This is a genomic window from Prauserella marina, from assembly GCF_002240355.1.
Taxonomy (GTDB): domain Bacteria; phylum Actinomycetota; class Actinomycetes; order Mycobacteriales; family Pseudonocardiaceae; genus Prauserella_A; species Prauserella_A marina.
The window spans coordinates 1,417,588-1,435,927 of the sequence record NZ_CP016353.1; the positions used below are offsets into that span (position 1 = coordinate 1,417,588).

The following is an 18,340-nucleotide window of genomic DNA, read 5'->3' on the forward strand; positions in this document are numbered from 1 at the left end:
TATGGGAGGATCGTGGGCAGGTTCGAGGAAGGAGCGACGTTGGCCGATCGTGAGAAGGGCGGCTTCTGGGTGGCGGCCGCCGCCGTGCTGTTCTACCCGTTGACCTGGATGGGTCGCAGCGACTACCGGGGGGCCGAACGGATTCCGGCGACGGGCCCGGCGCTGCTCGTCATGAACCACGTCTCGCACCTCGATCCGGCCGTGGACGCCGTGTTCGTCCACCGCAATCGCAGGGTGCCCCGGTTCATGGCGAAGGAGAGCCTGACCAAGATTCCCGTGTTCGGCAAGATCCTGCTCGGTTCGGGAGGTATTCCCGTATCGCGGGGTACGTCCGAGGCGGGGGACAGCCTCAAGGCCGCGCACGACACGTTGAGCGATGGCAAGATCGTCCTCATCTATCCGGAAGGGACGATCACCAAGGACCCCGACGGCTGGCTCAAACGCTCCTACACCGGCGTCGCGAGGCTGGCGCTGCAAAATGACGTGCCTGTGATTCCCGTCGCGCGGTGGGGAACCCAGAAAATTTGGAACGGCTACACCAAGAAGTTCCGGCCCTTCCCTCGCAAGACGGTCGTGCATTCCGTCGGCGAGCCCGTCGATCTTTCTGCCTACCGGGCCAAGGAGCCCACCTCCGCCGTTCTGCGCGAGGTGACCGATCTGCTGATGGCCGAAGTCCTCGCGCTGCTGGCCGAGGTCAGGGGCGAACAGCCGCCGTCGAAGCCACCGGCGACGGCCCCTCCGGCCGAACCTGGTGACCAGGACGAGAAAGCCGAGCAGGCAAAGGAAGACGGCGCCTGAGATGACTGTGCAGTCGGTCACGGTGCTCGGTGCCGGTTCATGGGGCACGACATTCGCGAAGGTGCTCGCCGACGCGGGCAGGGACGTCACGATGTGGGCGCGCCGCCCCGAGGTGGCGGCCGAAATCCGTGAGGAGCACACCAACAACGGCTATCTGCCGGGAGTCGTTCTTCCCGGGCGGGTCACGGCGACCGACGACGCGGCGCTCGCGCTGGACGGCGCGCAGGCCGTCGTGCTCGCGGTACCGAGTCAGAGCCTGCGGGCCAACCTCACCGCGTGGCGTTCGCTGTTGCCGCGCGAGGCGATACTGGTGAGCCTCGCGAAAGGGGTCGAACTCGGCACCCTCAAACGCATGAGCGAGGTCATCGGCGAGATCGCGGGTGTGCGATCCGACGACGTCGTCGTGGTGTCCGGCCCCAATCTCGCCAAGGAGATCGCGCGACAGCAGCCGGCGGCGGCGGTGTTCGCGTGCGCGGACCACGACAAGGCCGTCGCGGTGCAGCAGGCCAGTTTCAACTCCTACTTCCGGCCCTACACCAACACCGACGTCGTCGGCTGCGAGCTCGGCGGGGCTTGCAAGAACGTGATCGCGCTGAGTTGTGGCATGGCGGCTGGGCTCGGCTTCGGTGCCAACACGATGGCGACGCTGATCACGCGCGGGCTCGCGGAAACCGCGCGGCTCGGCAGCAAACTCGGCGCCGACCCGTTGACGTTCGCCGGACTGGCCGGGGTCGGCGACCTCGTGGCGACGTGCGCGTCACCGCTGTCTCGCAACAGGACCTTCGGCGAACTGCTCGGCAGGGGCGAGACGGTCGCGATGGCCCAGCAGGCCGTCGGCGGTCAGGTCGCCGAAGGCGTCATGTCGTGTCAGTCCATCAGGGAACTCGCTCGCGGGGTCGGGGTCGACATGCCGATCACGGACGCGATGTTCCGGGTGTGCCACGAAGGGATGAACCCGGCGCGCGTCGGCGCCGAACTGCTGGGGAGGCAGCAAAAGCACGAGTGGTCCTGACCAGGCTGCCTTCCGGGTTCCGTCACGGGGATGCCCGCCGTCAGGCGGCGGCATCCACGGACTGGAATCGGTTTGACGGCGAGCGCCGCTGCTGGTTCGCTTGGCGGCGTGTTGACGCGATCCATGACAGGGCGCCGGGGTGACTCCGACCTCCGGCGCGTCGTGCTCGCACCGTGTCCTTGTGGCCACTGCTGTCCGTGTCGGTGACAACGCCCGCACGCCTGTTTCCCTCGCTTCGCTTTCCCACTCAGCTCTTCAAGGACACCATTTCCATGTTTGCCGTTCCCGAGAACACTGTCAGTACCGCCGTGTCGCCGACCGCCGCGAATCCGCTGCTGCGCCACCCCGTGCGCACCGCGCTGGAGTTCGCGGCCGACAGGGAGCGCTGGCGCAACATCCTTCGCTACGACCCGGACGAGCGGTTCGCCTCGTTGCTCGAACGCACCGCCGACCAGGAGGTGTGGCTGCTGAGCTGGCTTCCCGGCCAGGAGGCGGAACCACACGACCACGGTCTGACGACGGGCGCGTTCACCGTCGTGAGCGGTCAGCTCACCGAGACGGTGACCCGTAAGACCGTCGAAGGCAGGGTGCTGACTGAGGTGCACACGCCCTCGGCCGGTCAGTCTCGCGTCTTCGGGCCGGGCTACGTGCACCAGGTACGCAACACCGGCCCCGATCCCGCGATCAGCGTGCACGTCTACCGGGCAGGCGGGCGCACCATCCGGCCCTACCGGTTGGATCCCGTCGAAGGCCCGCTTCCCGGCACGCCCTAGCTGTATTTGGTGCCTGCGCGGCTCGCGACGTGTTCCGGCACCGGGGTGGAGCGGGGAACGTACTCGGCCGTGACCGGTGAGCCGAAGCCGGTGTGCACCGGAAGTACCCCCGCCCACACGTCCGTCGTGCCGAGGTCTTCCGGTTCCTCGCCGGGGCCCTCCGCCCTCATTTTCACCGAAGCCTCGGCGAGGTCGAGCGCCAGCACGGTCACCGAGGCCAGTTCCTTCGCGCTGGCTTCGCGGGCGTAATTCCATGAACCGGGGGAGAGTTGATCGGTGATGACCTTGAGGCCGTGTTCCTTCTCGGCACCGGCGAGCGGCCTCGCCCTGCCGTGCACGACCGCGCACCGGTAGTTCATGGAGTGATTGTTCAGCGAGCGCGCGTACACGATCCCGTCGAGAATCGTCACCGTCACGCACACGTCGACCCCTTCGGCGGCTTCCCTGAGATTGCCCGCCCCGGTCGAGCCGTGAAAATAGAGTGTGTCGCCGTCGCGGCCGTAGCCGGTCGGCAATACGACGGGAGACCCGTGCAGGACAAGGCCGAGATGGCAGACGAGAGCGTTGTCGAGTACGTCGTAGAGCGCGGACCGCTCGTGGGCGGCGCGGTGTTTCTTGCGGGTCAGCGTGCTGCGCGGGGTGGCTGACAGTGCTGGCGTTTCGGGCATACCGGCACGGTTCCACGATTAATGGCATCCTGGAACGGCCACCATTGAAGAGAAATGGGAGGCCACTTTGGCCGTCATCGACACCGCACTCCCGGTCGCGCTCGACCGTACCTCCGAAACGCCGCTCGCGGTACAGCTCGCCGATGCCCTGCGCGCGTCCGCCTCGACGGGGCATCTCCGTGGCGGCGACCGGCTTCCCTCGACGCGCGCGCTCGCCGACCGGCTCGGCGTGAGCAGGACGGTGACCTCGGCGGCCTACGAACAACTGCATGCCGAGGGCTGGATTCTCGGCAGGCACGGCTCCGGCACCTACGTCACCACCTCTCCTCCCTCCGGCCGTCCCGAGCGAAGGGCCGTCGTCGCGGGCGAGGAACCACCGTCGAACCTGCTGGTGCTCGCGCCAGGACTGCCGTGGGCGGAAGGACTCGACAAGGCGGCGTGGCGCAGGGCGTGGCGCGCTGCCTCGGACACCGCGCCCTCCTGGTACGCGCAGCGTTCGGGACTTCCCGAATACCGCGCCGCCATCGCGGAGCACCTGCTGCGCCACCGTGGGCTCGACGCCGGCACCGAGTCGGTGCTCGCGACGGGAGGAACGACGGCGGCCGTCATCGAACTCGCCGCCGCCGTGCTGCGTCCAGGCGACCTCGTCGCCATCGAGGAACCCGGATATCAGCGCGCGGTGCACGCCTTCCGCAGGGCGGGGATGCGGGTCGTCGGCGCGGCCGTCGACGCGGAGGGGCTGCGGCCGGACACCGTGCCCGACGGCGTGAGGGCGGTGTACTGCTCGCCCGCGCACCAGTATCCGATGGGCGGCAGGATGAGCGCGGCTCGCAGGGTCGAACTCGTCGAAAGGGCCCGGGCCGAGGACTTCCTCGTCGTCGAGGACGACTACGACGGTGAGTTGCGTTACGACGTCGCCCCGTTGCCGTTGCTGGCCGCGCTCGCTCCCGATGTCGTCGCCCACCTCGGAACCACGAGCAAGATCCTCACCCCGACGCTAGGCGCGGGCTGGATGGTCGCGCCTTCCTCGGTGACCTCCGCGGTGCTGGAGTACCGCGAGGTGACGGGGACGAGGCCATCGCACGCGGGGCAGCGGGTGATCGTCGAGCTGGCGCGGCACGGCGATCTCGGCAGGCATCTGCGCAGGCTGCGCAGGGAATTGTCGGAGCGAAGATCCATGCTCGTCGGCGCGTTCGGCAAGGCGGGCATCCCGGTGCTCGGCGACGACGCGGGAGCGCATCTCGTGGTGCCGCTCGCCTCGGCCGAGGACGAGAGAGAGCGGCTCGCGTCGGCGAAGCGCAGGGGTTTGCTGCTCGACGGGCTCGGCAGGCACTTTGCCCGCACCCCTTCCACCTTCGGTGTGGCGGTCGGCTACGCGGGCTGTTCACGGGAGGCGCTGCGGGACTCGCTCGGGGTGCTCGTCGACTTGTTGCGAGTGAAGCCCCGGTAGGGTGACCGGCCATGAGTAGCCGCAAGACGCGAGTGGCCGTTGTGTTCGGTGGCCGCAGCACCGAGCACACCATCTCCTGTGTTTCCGCGGGTAGCGTGCTGGCGAACCTCGATCCCGACCGGTTCGAGGTCGTTCCCATCGGCATCACGAGGGCCGGTGGCTGGGTGCTGGGTACGAGCGATCCGAAGGCGCTGGAAATCCAGGGCGGCGAGCTGCCGACGGTGGAAACGGGCAAGGCACTCGTGCTGGCCGGCGACCCGACGAGCAACGGCGTCGTCAGCGTCGAGCCCGGCAGGGAAACCGAACTGCTCGGCACCGTCGACGTGGTGTTCCCCGTGCTGCACGGTGCTTTCGGCGAGGACGGCACCATCCAGGGGCTGCTGGAGATGGCCGACATTCCTTACGTGGGTGCCGGTGTGCTCGCCAGTGCCGCGGCCATGGACAAGGAGTACGCCAAGAAACTGCTTGCCGCCGAAGGGCTTCCGGTCGGCAGCTACGCGACCGTCCGGCGTGGACGATCCACACTGGACGAGGCGGAACGGGAGCGGCTGGGACTGCCCGTGTTCGTCAAGCCCGCGAGGGCGGGCTCCTCCATCGGGATCAGCAAGGTCACCGCGTGGGAGCAACTTGACGACGCGATCGCGCTGGCGAGGCAGACCGACCCCAAGGTGCTCGTCGAAGCCGCCGTCACGGGCCGCGAGGTCGAGTGCGGTGTGCTGGAGTTCCCCGACGGCAGGGTCGAGGCATCGCTGCCCGCCGAGGTCAGGGTTCTCGCCGAGGGCGCCGACGCCTGGTACGACTTCGAGACCAAGTACCTCGGCGAGGACGCCGAGCTGGACATCCCGGCCAAACTCGACGATTCCATCGTCGAGCGGCTGAGGGAGGCCGCGGTGCGGGCCTTCGGAGCGCTCGACTGTCAGGGACTGGCCAGGGTGGACTTCTTCGTCGGGGGCGACGGCGAGTTGATCATCAACGAGGTCAACACCATGCCGGGTTTCACGACCACATCGGCCTACCCCAAGATGTGGGCCGTCACCGGCCTCGATTACCCGAGTCTGCTCGCCACGCTGGTGGAGACCGCGATCGCGAGGGGAACGGGCCTGCGCTGACCCGCCGGTAGCGGGGGAGCTTTGCTATCGCGGAACGGCAGCAAAGCTCCCCCGCTACCGGAGCCAGTGGGTCAGTCGAACCGGAGCGGCGTTTCCGGCAACGTCGTGCCGACGATGTCGGAGATGAGTTGCAGCGGCCCCGTCCCGGTGTCCGGAGGCACGGTCAGTGCGACGTAGACGGGCCGGTCGATCACGTACCAGGTCGCGGTGCCGTCCTCGGCCGGTACCTGGAGCCAGGTCACGTCGTTGATCGCCCTCGTGTCGGACGTTCGCGTCAGCTCGGGCGGGCGGTCCAGCCCGCACCGCAGCACGACGGGGTTGTCGAAACCCCATGCCGCCGTCGCGTCAGGGGCGGGTTCGGCGAGTTCCCGCTTCGGGAGCGCTTCGCCAGCCGATTCCAGTTCGCGGGGCAGTTCGGCGAGCAGCGAGGCGCACTCCGGCGAATCGGCGTCCGGCGCCGGAATGGACACCAGCGGCAGCGGGCCCCGCTGCGCGGGCTGGTCCTGAGAAGGAGCGGCGGAATCGCCGGAATCTCCGGTATCGCCGGAGGTCAGCCCGAAAAAGCCGACCACGACGGCGAGACCGGCCGCGAGCGCGGCGGCGATGACGATCAGCACACGGGGCGGCGCACCGGTATCGGACACGCCGCCATGACACCACAGGGTCAGAGATGAACCACGGGGCAGGTCAGGGTGCGCGTGATGCCTTCCACATTCTGTACGTTCGCGACGACGAGCTGACCCAGTTCGTCGACGTTGTCCGCGGTCGCGCGCACGATCACGTCGTAGGGCCCCGTGACATCCTCAGAGCTGGTCACGCCGGGAATTCCGGCGATCTCGGAGGCGACGGTAGCTGCCTTGCCTACCTCGGTCTGAATGAGGATGTATGCGTGGACCACGGCGCGCCCCTCCGCGTAGTTGGCTGACGAAAGCTCAAGATAGGACCGTTGAAGAAACGTACCCCAGCTTTGCGGTGCTCGGATATCTGAGCATGTCGGTAGCACTTCAGTAAATCACCGGAGGTGTGTGTGGACGACCACGCGGCGGAAGACAGAACGACGAGAGAGTCCGCCGCCGAAGGCGGTGCCACGGTGGCCTCCGTCGGCGAGTTCGGGTTGATCAGGCAGGTCACCGAGGGCAGGACCCAGCCTTCGACGACCCTGCTCGGTCCAGGCGACGACGCCGCGGTCGTCGCCGCGCCGGACGGCAGGGTCGTCGTGTCGACGGACGTGCTGGTGCAGGGAGTGCACTTCCGGCTCGACTGGTCGAGCGCGGAGCAGGTGGGCCGCAAGGCGGTCGCGGTGAATCTCGCCGACATCGCGGCCATGGGCGCCGTCCCCACCTCGGTGGTCGTCGGCCTCGCCTGCCCTTCCGACACGAAGGCCGCGCTGGTGAACGAACTTGTCGATGGCCTCGCGGCGGAGGCGGAGCGCGCGAGGGTTGGGCTCGTCGGCGGCGACATGGTCACGGCCGACCAGTTCGTGATCAGCATCACGGCGCTCGGCGACCTCGGTGGCAGGGCTCCGGTCACGCGGTCCGGCGCGCGGCCGGGCGACGTCGTCGCGGTGTGCGGGCGGCTCGGCTGGGCCGCGGCCGGTCTCGCCGTGCTCGGGAGGGGCTTTCGCTCACCGGTCGGTGTCGTCAACGCGCAGCGCTTCCCCGAGCCGCCTTACTCGGCGGGGCCCTCGGCGGCGATCGCGGGCGCCACGGCCATGATCGACGTGTCGGACGGGCTGCTCGCCGACCTCGGCCACCTCGCGGAGTCGTCGCGGGTCGGCATCGACGTGCACACCGACCGGCTGCCTGTCCCTCGCAAACTCACCGACGTGGGCTCCGCGCTCGGCGCCGATCCGATGCGGTGGATCCTCACCGGTGGTGAGGATCACGCGCTGGCGGCGACCTTCCCCTCGTTCACCGATCTGCCGGAAGGCTGGCAGCGCATCGGCGACGTATTGATGCCCGACACGGGAATCACGGTCGACGGAGCCCCCTACGAACAGGAAACGGGTTGGGAGCATTGGCGCTGATCGGGTTTGATGGAGGCCGTGGACATTCGCGTTCTCGCCTTCGATCACCCCGACTCCGTGAAGCTCATCGACCTGGTGCAGCAGGAGTACGTGACGCGGTACGGCGACCCCGACGTGACCCCCGTCGATCCCGCCGAGTTCGCGGCTCCGCACGGGATCTTCCTCGTCGGCTACCTCGACGGCGTGCCGGTCGCCTGTGGTGGCTGGCGGGCGCACGACGGCCCCGCGCCCGAATTCCGGAGGGGCGACGCCGAACTCAAGCGCATGTTCGTCACGCTTCCCGCGCGGGGCAAGGGATTCGCCCGCGCGATGCTCGCCGAGCTCGAACGCACCGCTCGCGAGGCCGGCCGGAGGCGATGCGTGCTGGAGACCGGCACCAGGCAGCCGGAAGCCATCGCGCTGTACCGTTCCTCGGGCTACACCGGCATCCCCAAGTTCGGTGTCTACCGGAACGACGCGGAAAGCCTGTGCCTCGCGAAGGAATTCGGCGCGGCGCGGCAGGGGTGAGAGGAAAGGACGGGTACCGGCGATGCCGATCTACGCACTCGGAGACCTGGAACCGGACATCCATCCCGACGCCTACGTCCATCCCGACGCGACGGTGATCGGCGACGTCCGGATCGGCCCGCACGCCTCGGTGTGGCCGCAGACGGTACTGCGCGGCGACAACGGCTACATCGAACTGGGCGCGAGGTCCAACATCCAGGACGGCTGCGTCGTGCACTGCACCCGTGCCGATCCCACGGTTCTCGGTCCCGGTTCGGCCATCGGGCACGCCGTGCACGTCGAGGGCGCCCGCATCGGATCGAACTGCCTCATCGCCTCTGGTTCCGTCGTGCTCAACGGAAGCGTCATCGAGGACGGTGGCATGGTCGGCGCCGGTGCCGTGCTGTCCTACAACGGGCACGTGCCGCCGGGCCACATCGCGCTGGGTGTTCCGGCGAAGATCAGGGAGAACACGTCGTTCGGTGCCGAGCAGATCACGCGCGTGGTCGAGAGCTACGTCGGCCGCGCGGCCAGGTTCAAGAAGGAACTGCGCAGGCTGGACTGAGCAGGCCGGGTGGGGGACACCCGTGCGGGTGCCGACCGCTAGGCTCGCTTGCCGTGACCGCACGACCGCTGACCGACATCATCGACGCGGGCTGGGCACGCGCCCTCGCCCCCGTCGAGGACAAGATCGCCGCGATGGGCGAGTTCCTGCGTGCCGAGGTGGCGGCGGGAAGGAAGTACCTGCCTGCCGGTGACCACATTCTGCGTGCGTTCACGCAGCCGTTCGCCGGTGTCAGGGTGCTCATCGTCGGGCAGGACCCCTACCCGACACCCGGCCACCCGATCGGCCTTTCCTTCGCCGTCGCTCCCGATGTCAGGCCACTGCCCAAGAGCCTGGTCAACATCTACAAGGAGTACTGCGACGACCTCGGCCATCCCGCGCCGTCCAACGGTGACCTGACTCCGTGGACGGAACAGGGTGTGGTGCTGCTCAACAGGGCGCTGACCGTGGCGCCGGGACGCCCCAACTCACACCAGGGCAAGGGCTGGGAAGACATCACCGAGCAGGCCATCCGCGCGCTCGCCGCGAGGGACGAGCCCATGGTGGCCATCCTGTGGGGCAGCAACGCGCGCAAGCTCAAGCCGCTGCTGGGGCAGGTGCCCAGCGTCGAATCGGTGCATCCGAGTCCCTTGTCCGCGCACAACGGGTTCTTCGGGTCCCGCCCGTTCAGCAAGGCCAACGCGCTGCTCGAACAGCAGGGCGCCGCACCCATCGACTGGAAACTGCCCTAGCCCTCGTTTCACGGTCGGCTTGGGTGGCGGTGCCGGTAGCGGAACCCGAGGACGCGCACAGCGAAAGGCCCGGTGGACGATGCGTCCACCGGGCCTTTCGCGGGAAATACTGGGGCGTCTGCCCGAACGATTCAGCCCCTGACGACCTTGCCGGCCTTGAGGCAGGAGGTGCACACGTTCAGGCGCTTCTTCTGGGAAAGCCCGATCTTGGCGTGCACGGTCTGGATGTTCGGGTTCCACCGGCGGTTGGTACGCCGGTGAGAGTGCGAGACCGACTTGCCGAAGCCCGGCCCCTTGCCACAGACGTCGCACACGGCAGCCACGTCGAACACTCCTCGAAGATTGGGGTACAAGAACCCGCCCGGAAGGTTCACCGGGCAACTCGACCAGGGTAGCCGGTGCGCTCCCGGCTTTCGCATCCGGGTCGCTACCCTCGCGGACAACCCCTGACGGTCGATCCCCGGAGTGGAGAAGGATACGCCGTGCTGGCCTTGGACGTGGTGGCGGTGCGCGCGTGGGCCGCCGCGTGCGTGCGGAGCCTGAGCGCGCTGCGGTCCGACATCGACGGCATCAACGTGTACCCCGTCGCCGACTCCGACACCGGCTCGAATCTGCTGCACACGCTCACCGCCGCGAACACCGCGCTCACGCGGGCACAGGGGGTGGAATCCGCGGGCGAGGCGCTGCGGGTGCTCGCCGGTGGCGCGGTCGCCGAGGCGCGGGGCAATTCCGGAGTCATCATGTCCCAGGTGCTGCGCGGGTTCGCCGAGTCGGCGGGCGGGTTCGCCGAGGTCGACGGGGCGCGGCTGGCGGCGGCCCTTCGCGCGGCTGACCGGTTCGCGACGAGCGCGGTGGCCCGCCCCGTCGCGGGAACCATGCTCAGCGTGCTGCACGCCGTCGCCGTCGCGACGCGTGACGCGACGGTCACCGAGGTGGTCACCGCCGCGGCGGAGACGGCGGCCGACGCGTTGGAGGAGACCCCGCACCAGCTCGCCGTACTGGCGAGGGCCGGTGTCGTCGACGCGGGCGGCAGGGGGCTCGTCGCCGTGCTCGACGCGCTGGTGGGCGTCGTGACCGGAGCCGATCACCAGCCGTGGCACGCGGTGGAGGCACACGTGCCTTCGTCGCCGAAGCCGGTGGCGTGGGAGGTCATGTACCTGCTCGCCGACGCGCGGGAGGACGCGCTGCCTTCCTTGCGCAGGGCGTTGTCGGGGCTCGGTGACAGCGTGACCGTCGCGGGCGACGGCGCGGGCAACCACGCGGTACATGTGCACTGCGCCGACATCGGCGCCGCCCTTGAGGCGGGTCTCCTGCACGGCAGGCCGCACAGTGTGCGGGTCGAGCCGCTCATGACACCGGCGCCGGAGGACACGACGCTTGCCGCGGGTGAGCGGGCCGTCGTCGCCGTCGTGCACGGTGAAGGAGTCGCCGGCCTGATCGACGGCGAGGGGATCGCCGTGTTGCGGCTGGCGGCGGGAGAGCAGCCGGAGACCGAGGAGCTGATCGGGCTCATCACCGAAACGGCGGCGGCACACGTCACCGTTCTGCCAGGCGGGGTCGAGCTGACCGCGGCTGCCGAGCGGATCGCGGGCCACCCCACCCTGGAGGGCAAGGACGTCGTCGTGGTGCCGTGTGCCTCGCCGGTTCAGGTGCTTTCCGCGCTGGCCGTGCACGATCCGGGCCGCAAGGTGGGTGCCGACGTCGTCGCGATGGCGGAGGCCGCCGCCGCGACGAGGCGGGGTGATCTCGTTGTGGCGCAAGAGGAATCCATCACCTGGGTGGGCCGAGCGCAGGCCGGTGACGTGGTCGGGCTCGTCGACGGCGAGGTGGTGCTCATCGAGCGGGCCGAGCGCGTCGCGGAGGCGGCGGGTGCCGTGCTCGAACGGATGCTGGTCGTCGGAGGGGAGCTGGTCACGCTGCTCACCGGCGAGGGGGCGCCTCCCGGTATCGAGGAGTCCGTCGCGGCTCATCTGCGGGCCGTGCACCCGGAGGTCGAACTGGTGTGCTATTCCGGTGGGCAGACGGACGCGCTGTTGCTGATGGGGGTCGAGTGACCGAGTTGCACGACAAGCTGACCGGGGTGGTCGGCGCGAAGGCCGCGGGAGCGCTGGCCAAATCGCTGGACATCCACACCGTCGCCGACCTGCTCAGGCACTATCCGCGCCGGTACGCGCGCAGGGGCGAGCTCACCGACATCGCCGGTCTCGAACTCGGCGAGCACGCGACCGTGCTGGCCAGGGTGGAGTCGGCGACGAAGAAGCCGATGCGCCAGCGCAAGGGCTCCATTCTCGAAGTCACCATCACCGACGGCAGGCGGCGGCTGTCCTGCGCGTTCTTCGGCAACCAGGCGTGGCGGGAAAGGGAACTGCGGCCCGGCAAGACCGGTCTGTTCGCGGGCAAGGTGACCGCGTTTCGCAACACCCTGCAACTGGCCAACCCCGAGTACGAGCTGATCGACCCCGACGATGATATGTCCACAATGGACGATTTCCTCGCCGAGATCATTCCCGTCTATCCCGCCGCGCAAGGGATCCAGTCCTGGACCATCGGTTACGCGGTGCGGCAGGTGCTCGCGACGCTGGAGGACGGCGACGACCCGGTGCCCTCCTGGCTGCGCGAGGAGCATCAGCTCGACGATCTCTACGAGGCGTTGCGGCAGATCCACCGGCCGGAGAGTTTCGAGCAGCTCGACTCCGCGAGGGAACGGCTCAAGTGGGACGAGGCGCTTGCCGTCCAGCTCATCTTCGCTCAGCGCAGGTATTCCACGATCTCGCGGCCCGCGCCGTCCTGCCCCGTCGTGCCGGACGGGGTCGCCGCGGCCTTCGACGGGAAGCTGCCCTTCGAGCTGACGAAGGGGCAGCGGGAGGTCGGTTCGGCCGTCGCGGCCGATCTGGCCACTGAGCATCCGATGAACCGCCTGCTACAGGGTGAGGTCGGCAGCGGCAAGACCATCGTCGCGCTGCGGGCCATGCTCCAGGTGGTCGACGCGGGGCGGCAGGCCGCGCTGCTCGCGCCGACGGAAGTGCTGGCAGCGCAGCACGCCCGTTCGCTGCGCGAGATGCTTGGCGATCTCGGCATGGCGGGGGAGCTGGGCGCTGCCGACAAGTCGACCCGTATCACCCTGCTCACCGGATCGATGTCGGCAAAGGAACGCAAGCAGGCGCTGCTCGACGCCGCGAGCGGCGCGGCGGGCATCGTCGTCGGAACGCACGCGCTCATCCAGGATCACGTCTCGTTCGCCGATCTCGCCTTCGTCGTGGTCGACGAGCAGCACCGTTTCGGCGTCGAGCAGCGGGACGCGCTGCGGTCGAGAGGGGCGAACTCGACGAGTCCGCACGTGCTGGTCATGACGGCGACCCCCATCCCGAGGACGGTCGCGATGACCGTCTACGGCGACCTTGAGGTGTCCTCGCTGCGGGAACTGCCCGCTGGGCGTTCGCCGATCTCCACGAGCGTCGTGCCCGTCGCCGAGAAACCGGCGTGGCTCGACAGGGCGTGGCAGCGGGTGACCGAGGAGGTCGGCAAGGGACACCAGGCGTACGTGGTGTGCCCGAGGATCGGCGACGAGCCGCCGTCGGACAAGAGCGACAAGCGCCCAGCCATCGCGGTGCTCGATCTCGTTCCCCAGCTCGAACAGGGACCGCTGCGCGGGCTGCGGATCGGGGTCCTGCACGGGAGGCTGCCGGGCGAGGAGAAGGACGCGGTGATGCGTGCTTTCGCGGCGGCCGAGATCGACGTGCTGGTGGCGACGACGGTGATCGAGGTCGGCGTGAACGTGCCCAACGCGACGCTCATGGCGATCATGGACGCCGACCGGTTCGGGGTGAGCCAGCTCCACCAGTTGCGCGGCAGGGTCGGCAGGGGCAGCGTGCCGGGGTTGTGCCTGCTCGTCACCGAGGCCCTCGACGGTACGAGCACGAGGGCGAGGCTCGCCGCGGTCGAGTCGACGCTCGACGGGTTCGAGTTGTCCAAGCTCGATCTCGAACTGCGCAGGGAGGGCGACATCCTCGGCGCGGCGCAATCGGGAAAGCGCTCGGGCCTGAAGCTGCTGTCATTGCTGGCCGACGAACCGGTCATCGCGGGAGCGAGAGCCGTCGCGCAGCGGATCGTCGAGCGCGATCCTTCGCTGACCGAGCATCCCGGGCTGGCAGGCATGGTGTCCGAGGTGATCGACACCGAACGGGCCGAATACCTCGACAAGTCCTGACCCGTGCGGAGGGTGCACGGCAGGTAACGTCTGGCGTGGTTGCCGGTGCCTCGGCCCGTTCTCCGGATGAGGTCCGAATGAGGTCCATCACCTGGGATGGAACTCCCGGAGAGCGGGACTTTCGAGGTAACGTGCCTGCGACCGATCCGAGCAACCGGAAGGACCGGGGATGTTCCGCAAAGTGCTCGTCGCCAACAGGGGCGAGATCGCCATTCGCGCGTTCCGTGCTGCCTACGAACTGGGCGCGGGCACGGTCGCCGTGTTCCCGCACGAGGATCGCAATTCACTGCACCGGCTCAAGGCCGACGAGGCGTACGAGATCGGCGAGCAAGGCCACCCCGTGCGGGCCTACCTCTCCGTCGACGAGGTCGTCCGCGCCGCTCGCATGGCCGGAGCCGACGCCGTCTACCCCGGGTACGGATTTCTGTCGGAGAACCCCGATCTGGCCAGAGCGTGCGAGGAAGCGGGAATCGCCTTCGTCGGCCCTTCCGCCGACATCCTCGAACTGACCGGCAACAAGGCGCGCGCCGTCGCCGCCGCCCGCGAGGCGGGCGTGCCCGTGCTCGGCTCGTCGGCGCCCTCGTCCGATGTGGACGAACTGGTCGAGGCGGCTGGCGAACTCGGATTCCCCGTCTTCGTCAAGGCCGTCGCCGGTGGCGGCGGGCGCGGCATGCGCAGGGTCGGCGACCCCAAGCAGCTCAGGGAGTCCATCGAGGCAGCGGCGAGGGAAGCCGAATCCGCCTTCGGTGACCCCACCGTCTTCCTGGAGAAGGCGGTGGTCGAGCCCCGCCACATCGAGGTGCAGATCCTCAGCGACGGCACCGGTGGCGAGGACGGCGTCATCCACCTCTACGAGCGCGACTGTTCCGTGCAGCGGCGGCACCAGAAGGTCATCGAACTCGCCCCCGCGCCCAATCTGGATCCGGAACTGCGGGAACGGATCTGCGCCGACGCGGTCAAGTTCGCGAAGCAGATCGGCTACCGCAACGCGGGCACCGTCGAATTCCTCGTCGACCGCGACGGCAACCACGTCTTCATCGAGATGAACCCGCGCATCCAGGTCGAGCACACGGTGACCGAGGAGGTCACCGACGTCGACCTCGTGCAGTCGCAGTTGCGGATCGCGGCGGGTGAGACGCTGTCGGAGCTCGGCCTCACCCAGGACTCGGTCTACCTTCGCGGCGCCGCCATGCAGTGCAGGATCACCACGGAGGATCCGGCCAACGGCTTCCGGCCGGACACCGGCATGATCAGCGCCTACCGCTCGCCTGGCGGCTCCGGCATCCGGCTCGACGGCGGAACCGCCTTCGCCGGCACCGAGATCAGCGCGCACTTCGACTCGATGCTCGTCAAGCTCACGTGCAGGGGAAGGACGTTCAAGACCGCCGTCGGAAGGGCGCGCAGGGCGCTCGCCGAGTTCCGCATTCGCGGTGTGGCGACGAACATCCCGTTCCTGCAAGCCGTGCTCGACGACGCCGACTTCCAGGAAGGCCGGGTCACCACGGCGTTCATCGAGGAACGGCCGCACCTGCTCACCGCGCGGCACTCCGCGGACAGGGGCACGCGCCTGCTCAACTACCTCGCCGACGTCACGGTCAACAAACCGAACGGCGAACGGCCGAGGCTCATCAACCCGGAGACCAAGATCCCGCCGCTGCCCGACGGTCCTCCGCCGCCGGGATCGAAGCAGCGGCTCACTGAACTCGGGCCGGAGGGCTTCGCCCGGTGGATGCGGGAGTCGCCGAATGTCGGCGTCACCGACACCACCTTCCGCGACGCTCACCAGTCCCTGCTCGCGACAAGGGTGCGCAGCAAGGACCTGCTCGCCATCGCGCCGGTCGTCGCCAAGACCGTTCCCCAGCTGCTTTCGGTCGAATGCTGGGGCGGGGCGACCTACGACGTCGCGCTGCGCTTCCTCGCCGAGGACCCGTGGGAACGGCTCGCCGGACTGCGTGAGGCGATCCCCAACGTGTGCCTGCAGATGCTGCTGAGGGGACGCAACACCGTCGGCTACACCCCGTATCCCACCGAGGTGACCGACGCGTTCGTCGACGAGGCGACCAGGACCGGCATCGACATCTTCCGCATCTTCGACGCACTCAACGACGTCGAGCAGATGCGGCCCGCGATCGACGCGGTGCGCGCGACGGGAACGGCGGTCGCCGAGGTGGCGCTGTGCTACACCTCGGACCTTTCGGATCCGGCCGAGAAGCTGTACACGCTCGACTACTACCTCAAGCTCGCCGAGCAGATCGTCGGCGCGGGCGCGCACGTGCTCGCGATCAAGGACATGGCGGGACTGCTGCGGGCACCGGCCGCGGCGAAGCTGGTCACCGCGCTGCGCAAGGAATTCGACCTTCCGGTGCACATCCACACGCACGACACGGCTGGCGGTCAGCTCGGCAGCTATCTCGCGGCGATCAACGCGGGAGCCGACGCGGTCGACGGTGCCGTCGCGTCCATGGCGGGCACCACCTCGCAGCCGTCGCTGTCGGCGATCGTGGCGGCGACCGACTTCTCGGCGAGGCCGACGGGCTTGGATCTCCAGGCCATCGGTGATCTGGAGCCGTACTGGGAGATCGTGCGCAAGATCTACGCGCCGTTCGAGGCGGGGCTGGCCTCCCCGACCGGGCGGGTCTATCACCACGAGATCCCGGGAGGGCAGCTCTCCAACCTGCGTACTCAGGCGAAGGCGCTCGGTCTCGGCGACCGGTTCGAGGACATCGAGGCCATGTACGCCGCGGCTGACCGGATGCTCGGTCACCTCGTGAAGGTCACGCCGTCCTCGAAGGTCGTCGGTGACCTCGCGCTGCACCTCGTCGGCGCGGGCGTCGCGCCGGAGGACTTCGAGGCCGACCCCGGCAAGTACGACATCCCGGACTCGGTCATCGGGTTCCTGCGCGGCGAACTCGGTGACCCGCCTGGCGGCTGGCCCGAACCGTTCCGCACCAAGGCACTCGCGGGAAGGGCGAACGCGAAACCCGTCGCCGAACTGTCCGAAGAGGACAAGGGCGACCTCGCCGCCGACCGGCGCGGCACGCTGAACCGGTTGCTGTTCCCCGCGCCGACCCAGGAGTACGTCGCTCACAAGGAGGCATACGGCGACACGAGCGTGTTGCCGAGCAAGGACTTCTTCTACGGCTTGCGGCCGGGCGAGGAGTACTCGGTCGATCTCGAACAGGGCGTTCGGCTGCTCATCGAACTGGAGGCCATCGGCGAGGCCGACGAGCGCGGTGTGCGGACCGTCATGGCCACGCTCAACGGTCAGCTCAGGCCCATCCAGGTGCGGGACCTTTCGGTCGCGGCCGACCTGCCCGCGAAGGAGAAGGCGGACAAGGGCAACGACCGGCACGTCGCCGCTCCGTTCGCTGGGGTGGTCACGGCGCAGGTCGCCGAGGGCGACACGATCGAAGCGGGGGACACTGTCGCGACCATCGAGGCGATGAAGATGGAAGCCGCCATCACCGCGCAGGTGGGTGGCATCGTGCAACGACTGGCGATCAACTCGGTGCAGCAGGTCGAAGGCGGTGACCTGCTGATCGTCCTGGAGTGACCGAGCGCCGCGACCAGTCGGCGTGGTCGCGTGGTGGGCTCCCGTGGCGTGGCCGGTGTGGCGCGGCTGGCCGCGTTGCGGGCTGGCGTGGCCGAGTGGCATGGCCGGTGTGGTCGTGTGGTGGGTTGGTGTGGCGTGGCTGACGTGGCCGCGTGGTGCGGCCGCGTGGTGCTGGTATGGCGTGGCCGCGTGGTGCGACTGCGTGGTGCGCTGGTATGGCCGGTGGGGTGCGGCTGGATGCCGAGTACGAGCGCCGGGCTGGGTGAGTGCTGGACCACCACCCAGCCCGGAACCTTCTCGCCCGCGAGTCCCCCGCCCAGGCCGCCGAGTTCTGCACTCAGGACGGCGAGATCCGCACTCAGGTCGCCGAGTTCCCCGCCCAGGTCGGCGAGTTCCCCGCCCAGGTCGGCGAGTTCTGCACTCAGGACGGCGAGATCCGCACTCAGGTCGGCGAGTTCCCCGCCCAGGTCGGCGAGTTCTGCACTCAGGACGGCGAGATCCGCACTCAGGTCGGCGAGTTCCCCGCCCAGGTCGGCGAGTTCTGCACTCAGGACGGCGAGATCCGCACTCAGGTCGCCGAGTTCCCCGCCCAGGTCGGCGAGTTCCCCGCCCAGGTCGGCGAGTTCTGCGTTCGGGTCGGCGAGTTCCCCGCCCAGGTCGGCGAGTTCTGCGTTCGGGTCGGCGAGTTCCCCGCACACGCCTTTGGGGCTGACGTGGATGCGAGGTGCCCGTTCGGGACGCGGTCCGCGAAGCACGTTCGCGAGACACGCTCCCGACGTGCGCCCGTGCCGGTGCCCGTGCCCCGAATGGGCATCTCGATGCCCTGAGTGCGGATCTCGGCAACCTGAACGCAGATCTCGGTGCCCTGAGTGCGGATCTCGCCGACCCCAGCGCGGAACTCGGCACTCCACCAGACCCGCCGCCCGCCTACCCCGGCCCGCACCGGCTACCCGGCCCGCGCC

17 protein-coding genes are annotated in these 18,340 nt (G+C 69.1%); 13 read left to right on the plus strand and 4 right to left on the minus strand.

Annotated features, from left to right (window positions below; genetic code table 11):
- The first annotated feature begins 39 nt into the window (after window positions 1–39).
- The 3 genes from BAY61_RS06460 (at window position 40) to BAY61_RS06470 (ending at window position 2,583) form a co-directional block, all read left to right on the plus strand.
- Window positions 40–798, plus strand: coding sequence for a lysophospholipid acyltransferase family protein (locus tag BAY61_RS06460; protein ID WP_091800789.1), 759 nt, complete (start codon window positions 40–42; stop codon window positions 796–798).
- Window position 799: 1 nt separating this feature from the next.
- The gene (locus BAY61_RS06465) at window positions 800–1,810 is read left to right on the plus strand and encodes an NAD(P)H-dependent glycerol-3-phosphate dehydrogenase (RefSeq protein ID WP_091799758.1); all 1,011 of its coding nucleotides are present in this window, start codon (window positions 800–802) and stop codon (window positions 1,808–1,810) included.
- A 272-nt stretch (window positions 1,811–2,082) separates the two neighbouring features.
- Window positions 2,083–2,583, plus strand: coding sequence for a cysteine dioxygenase (locus BAY61_RS06470; protein ID WP_091800793.1), 501 nt, complete (start codon window positions 2,083–2,085; stop codon window positions 2,581–2,583).
- On the opposite strand, the gene BAY61_RS06475 is transcribed toward BAY61_RS06470, so the two are convergent.
- The gene (locus tag BAY61_RS06475) at window positions 2,580–3,251 is read right to left on the minus strand and encodes a pyridoxamine 5'-phosphate oxidase family protein (RefSeq protein WP_091799761.1); all 672 of its coding nucleotides are present in this window, start codon (window positions 3,249–3,251) and stop codon (window positions 2,580–2,582) included. The genes BAY61_RS06470 and BAY61_RS06475 overlap by 4 nt on opposite strands.
- A 67-nt stretch (window positions 3,252–3,318) precedes the next feature.
- Here BAY61_RS06475 and pdxR point away from each other — a divergent pair, with 67 nt between their 5' ends.
- Both pdxR and BAY61_RS06485 read left to right on the plus strand, forming a co-directional pair.
- The gene (pdxR, locus tag BAY61_RS06480; protein WP_091799764.1) at window positions 3,319–4,701 is read left to right on the plus strand and encodes a MocR-like pyridoxine biosynthesis transcription factor PdxR; all 1,383 of its coding nucleotides are present in this window, start codon (window positions 3,319–3,321) and stop codon (window positions 4,699–4,701) included.
- A gap of 11 nt (window positions 4,702–4,712) precedes the next feature.
- Window positions 4,713–5,810, plus strand: coding sequence for a D-alanine--D-alanine ligase family protein (locus BAY61_RS06485; protein WP_091799767.1), 1,098 nt, complete (start codon window positions 4,713–4,715; stop codon window positions 5,808–5,810).
- A 71-nt stretch (window positions 5,811–5,881) separates the two neighbouring features.
- Here the strand turns inward: BAY61_RS06485 and BAY61_RS06490 are convergent, their stop codons facing one another.
- On the minus strand, window positions 5,882–6,454 hold the full coding sequence (locus tag BAY61_RS06490) for a DUF3515 domain-containing protein (protein ID WP_091799770.1): 573 nt from the start codon (window positions 6,452–6,454) through the stop codon (window positions 5,882–5,884).
- 20 nt (window positions 6,455–6,474) lie between these two features.
- The gene (locus BAY61_RS06495) at window positions 6,475–6,708 is read right to left on the minus strand and encodes an Lrp/AsnC family transcriptional regulator (protein ID WP_091799773.1); all 234 of its coding nucleotides are present in this window, start codon (window positions 6,706–6,708) and stop codon (window positions 6,475–6,477) included.
- Window positions 6,709–6,837: 129 nt separating this feature from the next.
- Here BAY61_RS06495 and BAY61_RS06500 point away from each other — a divergent pair, with 129 nt between their 5' ends.
- The 4 genes from BAY61_RS06500 to BAY61_RS06515 are packed head-to-tail and all read left to right on the plus strand — an operon-like array spanning window position 6,838 to window position 9,618.
- Window positions 6,838–7,836, plus strand: a complete 999-nt coding sequence (locus BAY61_RS06500; RefSeq protein ID WP_091799775.1) for a thiamine-phosphate kinase — start codon at window positions 6,838–6,840, stop codon at window positions 7,834–7,836.
- A gap of 18 nt (window positions 7,837–7,854) precedes the next feature.
- Window positions 7,855–8,343, plus strand: a complete 489-nt coding sequence (locus BAY61_RS06505) for a GNAT family N-acetyltransferase (protein WP_091800796.1) — start codon at window positions 7,855–7,857, stop codon at window positions 8,341–8,343.
- A 22-nt stretch (window positions 8,344–8,365) separates the two neighbouring features.
- Window positions 8,366–8,887, plus strand: coding sequence for a gamma carbonic anhydrase family protein (locus BAY61_RS06510; protein WP_091799777.1), 522 nt, complete (start codon window positions 8,366–8,368; stop codon window positions 8,885–8,887).
- 53 nt (window positions 8,888–8,940) lie between these two features.
- Window positions 8,941–9,618 carry a uracil-DNA glycosylase gene (locus tag BAY61_RS06515; protein WP_091799780.1) on the plus strand — a complete coding sequence of 226 codons (678 nt, stop codon included), beginning with the start codon at window positions 8,941–8,943 and terminating at the stop codon, window positions 9,616–9,618.
- Between the two features lie 131 nt (window positions 9,619–9,749).
- On the opposite strand, the gene rpmB is transcribed toward BAY61_RS06515, so the two are convergent.
- Window positions 9,750–9,941, minus strand: a complete 192-nt coding sequence (gene rpmB, locus BAY61_RS06520) for a 50S ribosomal protein L28 (protein WP_091800800.1) — start codon at window positions 9,939–9,941, stop codon at window positions 9,750–9,752.
- A 159-nt stretch (window positions 9,942–10,100) separates the two neighbouring features.
- Here rpmB and BAY61_RS06525 point away from each other — a divergent pair, with 159 nt between their 5' ends.
- The 4 genes from BAY61_RS06525 (at window position 10,101) to BAY61_RS06540 (ending at window position 18,205) form a co-directional block, all read left to right on the plus strand.
- Window positions 10,101–11,672 carry a DAK2 domain-containing protein gene (locus BAY61_RS06525; RefSeq protein ID WP_091799783.1) on the plus strand — a complete coding sequence of 524 codons (1,572 nt, stop codon included), beginning with the start codon at window positions 10,101–10,103 and terminating at the stop codon, window positions 11,670–11,672.
- Complete coding sequence (recG, locus tag BAY61_RS06530; protein WP_091799785.1) at window positions 11,669–13,825, plus strand: ATP-dependent DNA helicase RecG; 2,157 nt, start codon at window positions 11,669–11,671, stop codon at window positions 13,823–13,825. Before BAY61_RS06525 ends, recG begins: the two co-directional genes overlap by 4 nt.
- Window positions 13,826–13,994: 169 nt before the next feature.
- Window positions 13,995–17,378: a pyruvate carboxylase gene (locus BAY61_RS06535; RefSeq protein ID WP_091799788.1), complete on the plus strand. Its 3,384-nt coding sequence runs from the start codon at window positions 13,995–13,997 to the stop codon at window positions 17,376–17,378.
- A gap of 266 nt (window positions 17,379–17,644) precedes the next feature.
- Entirely contained in the window at window positions 17,645–18,205 is a 561-nt protein-coding gene (locus BAY61_RS06540; RefSeq protein ID WP_094168481.1) for a hypothetical protein, read from the plus strand.
- Window positions 18,206–18,340: the final 135 nt, after the last annotated feature.

Excerpts from the sequence above, each read along its gene's own strand:
- BAY61_RS06465 (WP_091799758.1), top strand. The coding sequence starts at position 800 with ATGACTGTGCAGTCGGTCACGGTGCTCGGTGCCGGTTCATGGGGCACG.
- BAY61_RS06470 (WP_091800793.1), top strand. The coding sequence starts at position 2,083 with ATGTTTGCCGTTCCCGAGAACACTGTCAGTACCGCCGTGTCGCCGACC.
- BAY61_RS06475 (WP_091799761.1), bottom strand. The coding sequence starts at position 3,251 with ATGCCCGAAACGCCAGCACTGTCAGCCACCCCGCGCAGCACGCTGACC.
- BAY61_RS06485 (WP_091799767.1), top strand. The coding sequence starts at position 4,713 with ATGAGTAGCCGCAAGACGCGAGTGGCCGTTGTGTTCGGTGGCCGCAGC.
- BAY61_RS06510 (WP_091799777.1), top strand. The coding sequence starts at position 8,366 with ATGCCGATCTACGCACTCGGAGACCTGGAACCGGACATCCATCCCGAC.
- BAY61_RS06535 (WP_091799788.1), top strand. The coding sequence starts at position 13,995 with ATGTTCCGCAAAGTGCTCGTCGCCAACAGGGGCGAGATCGCCATTCGC.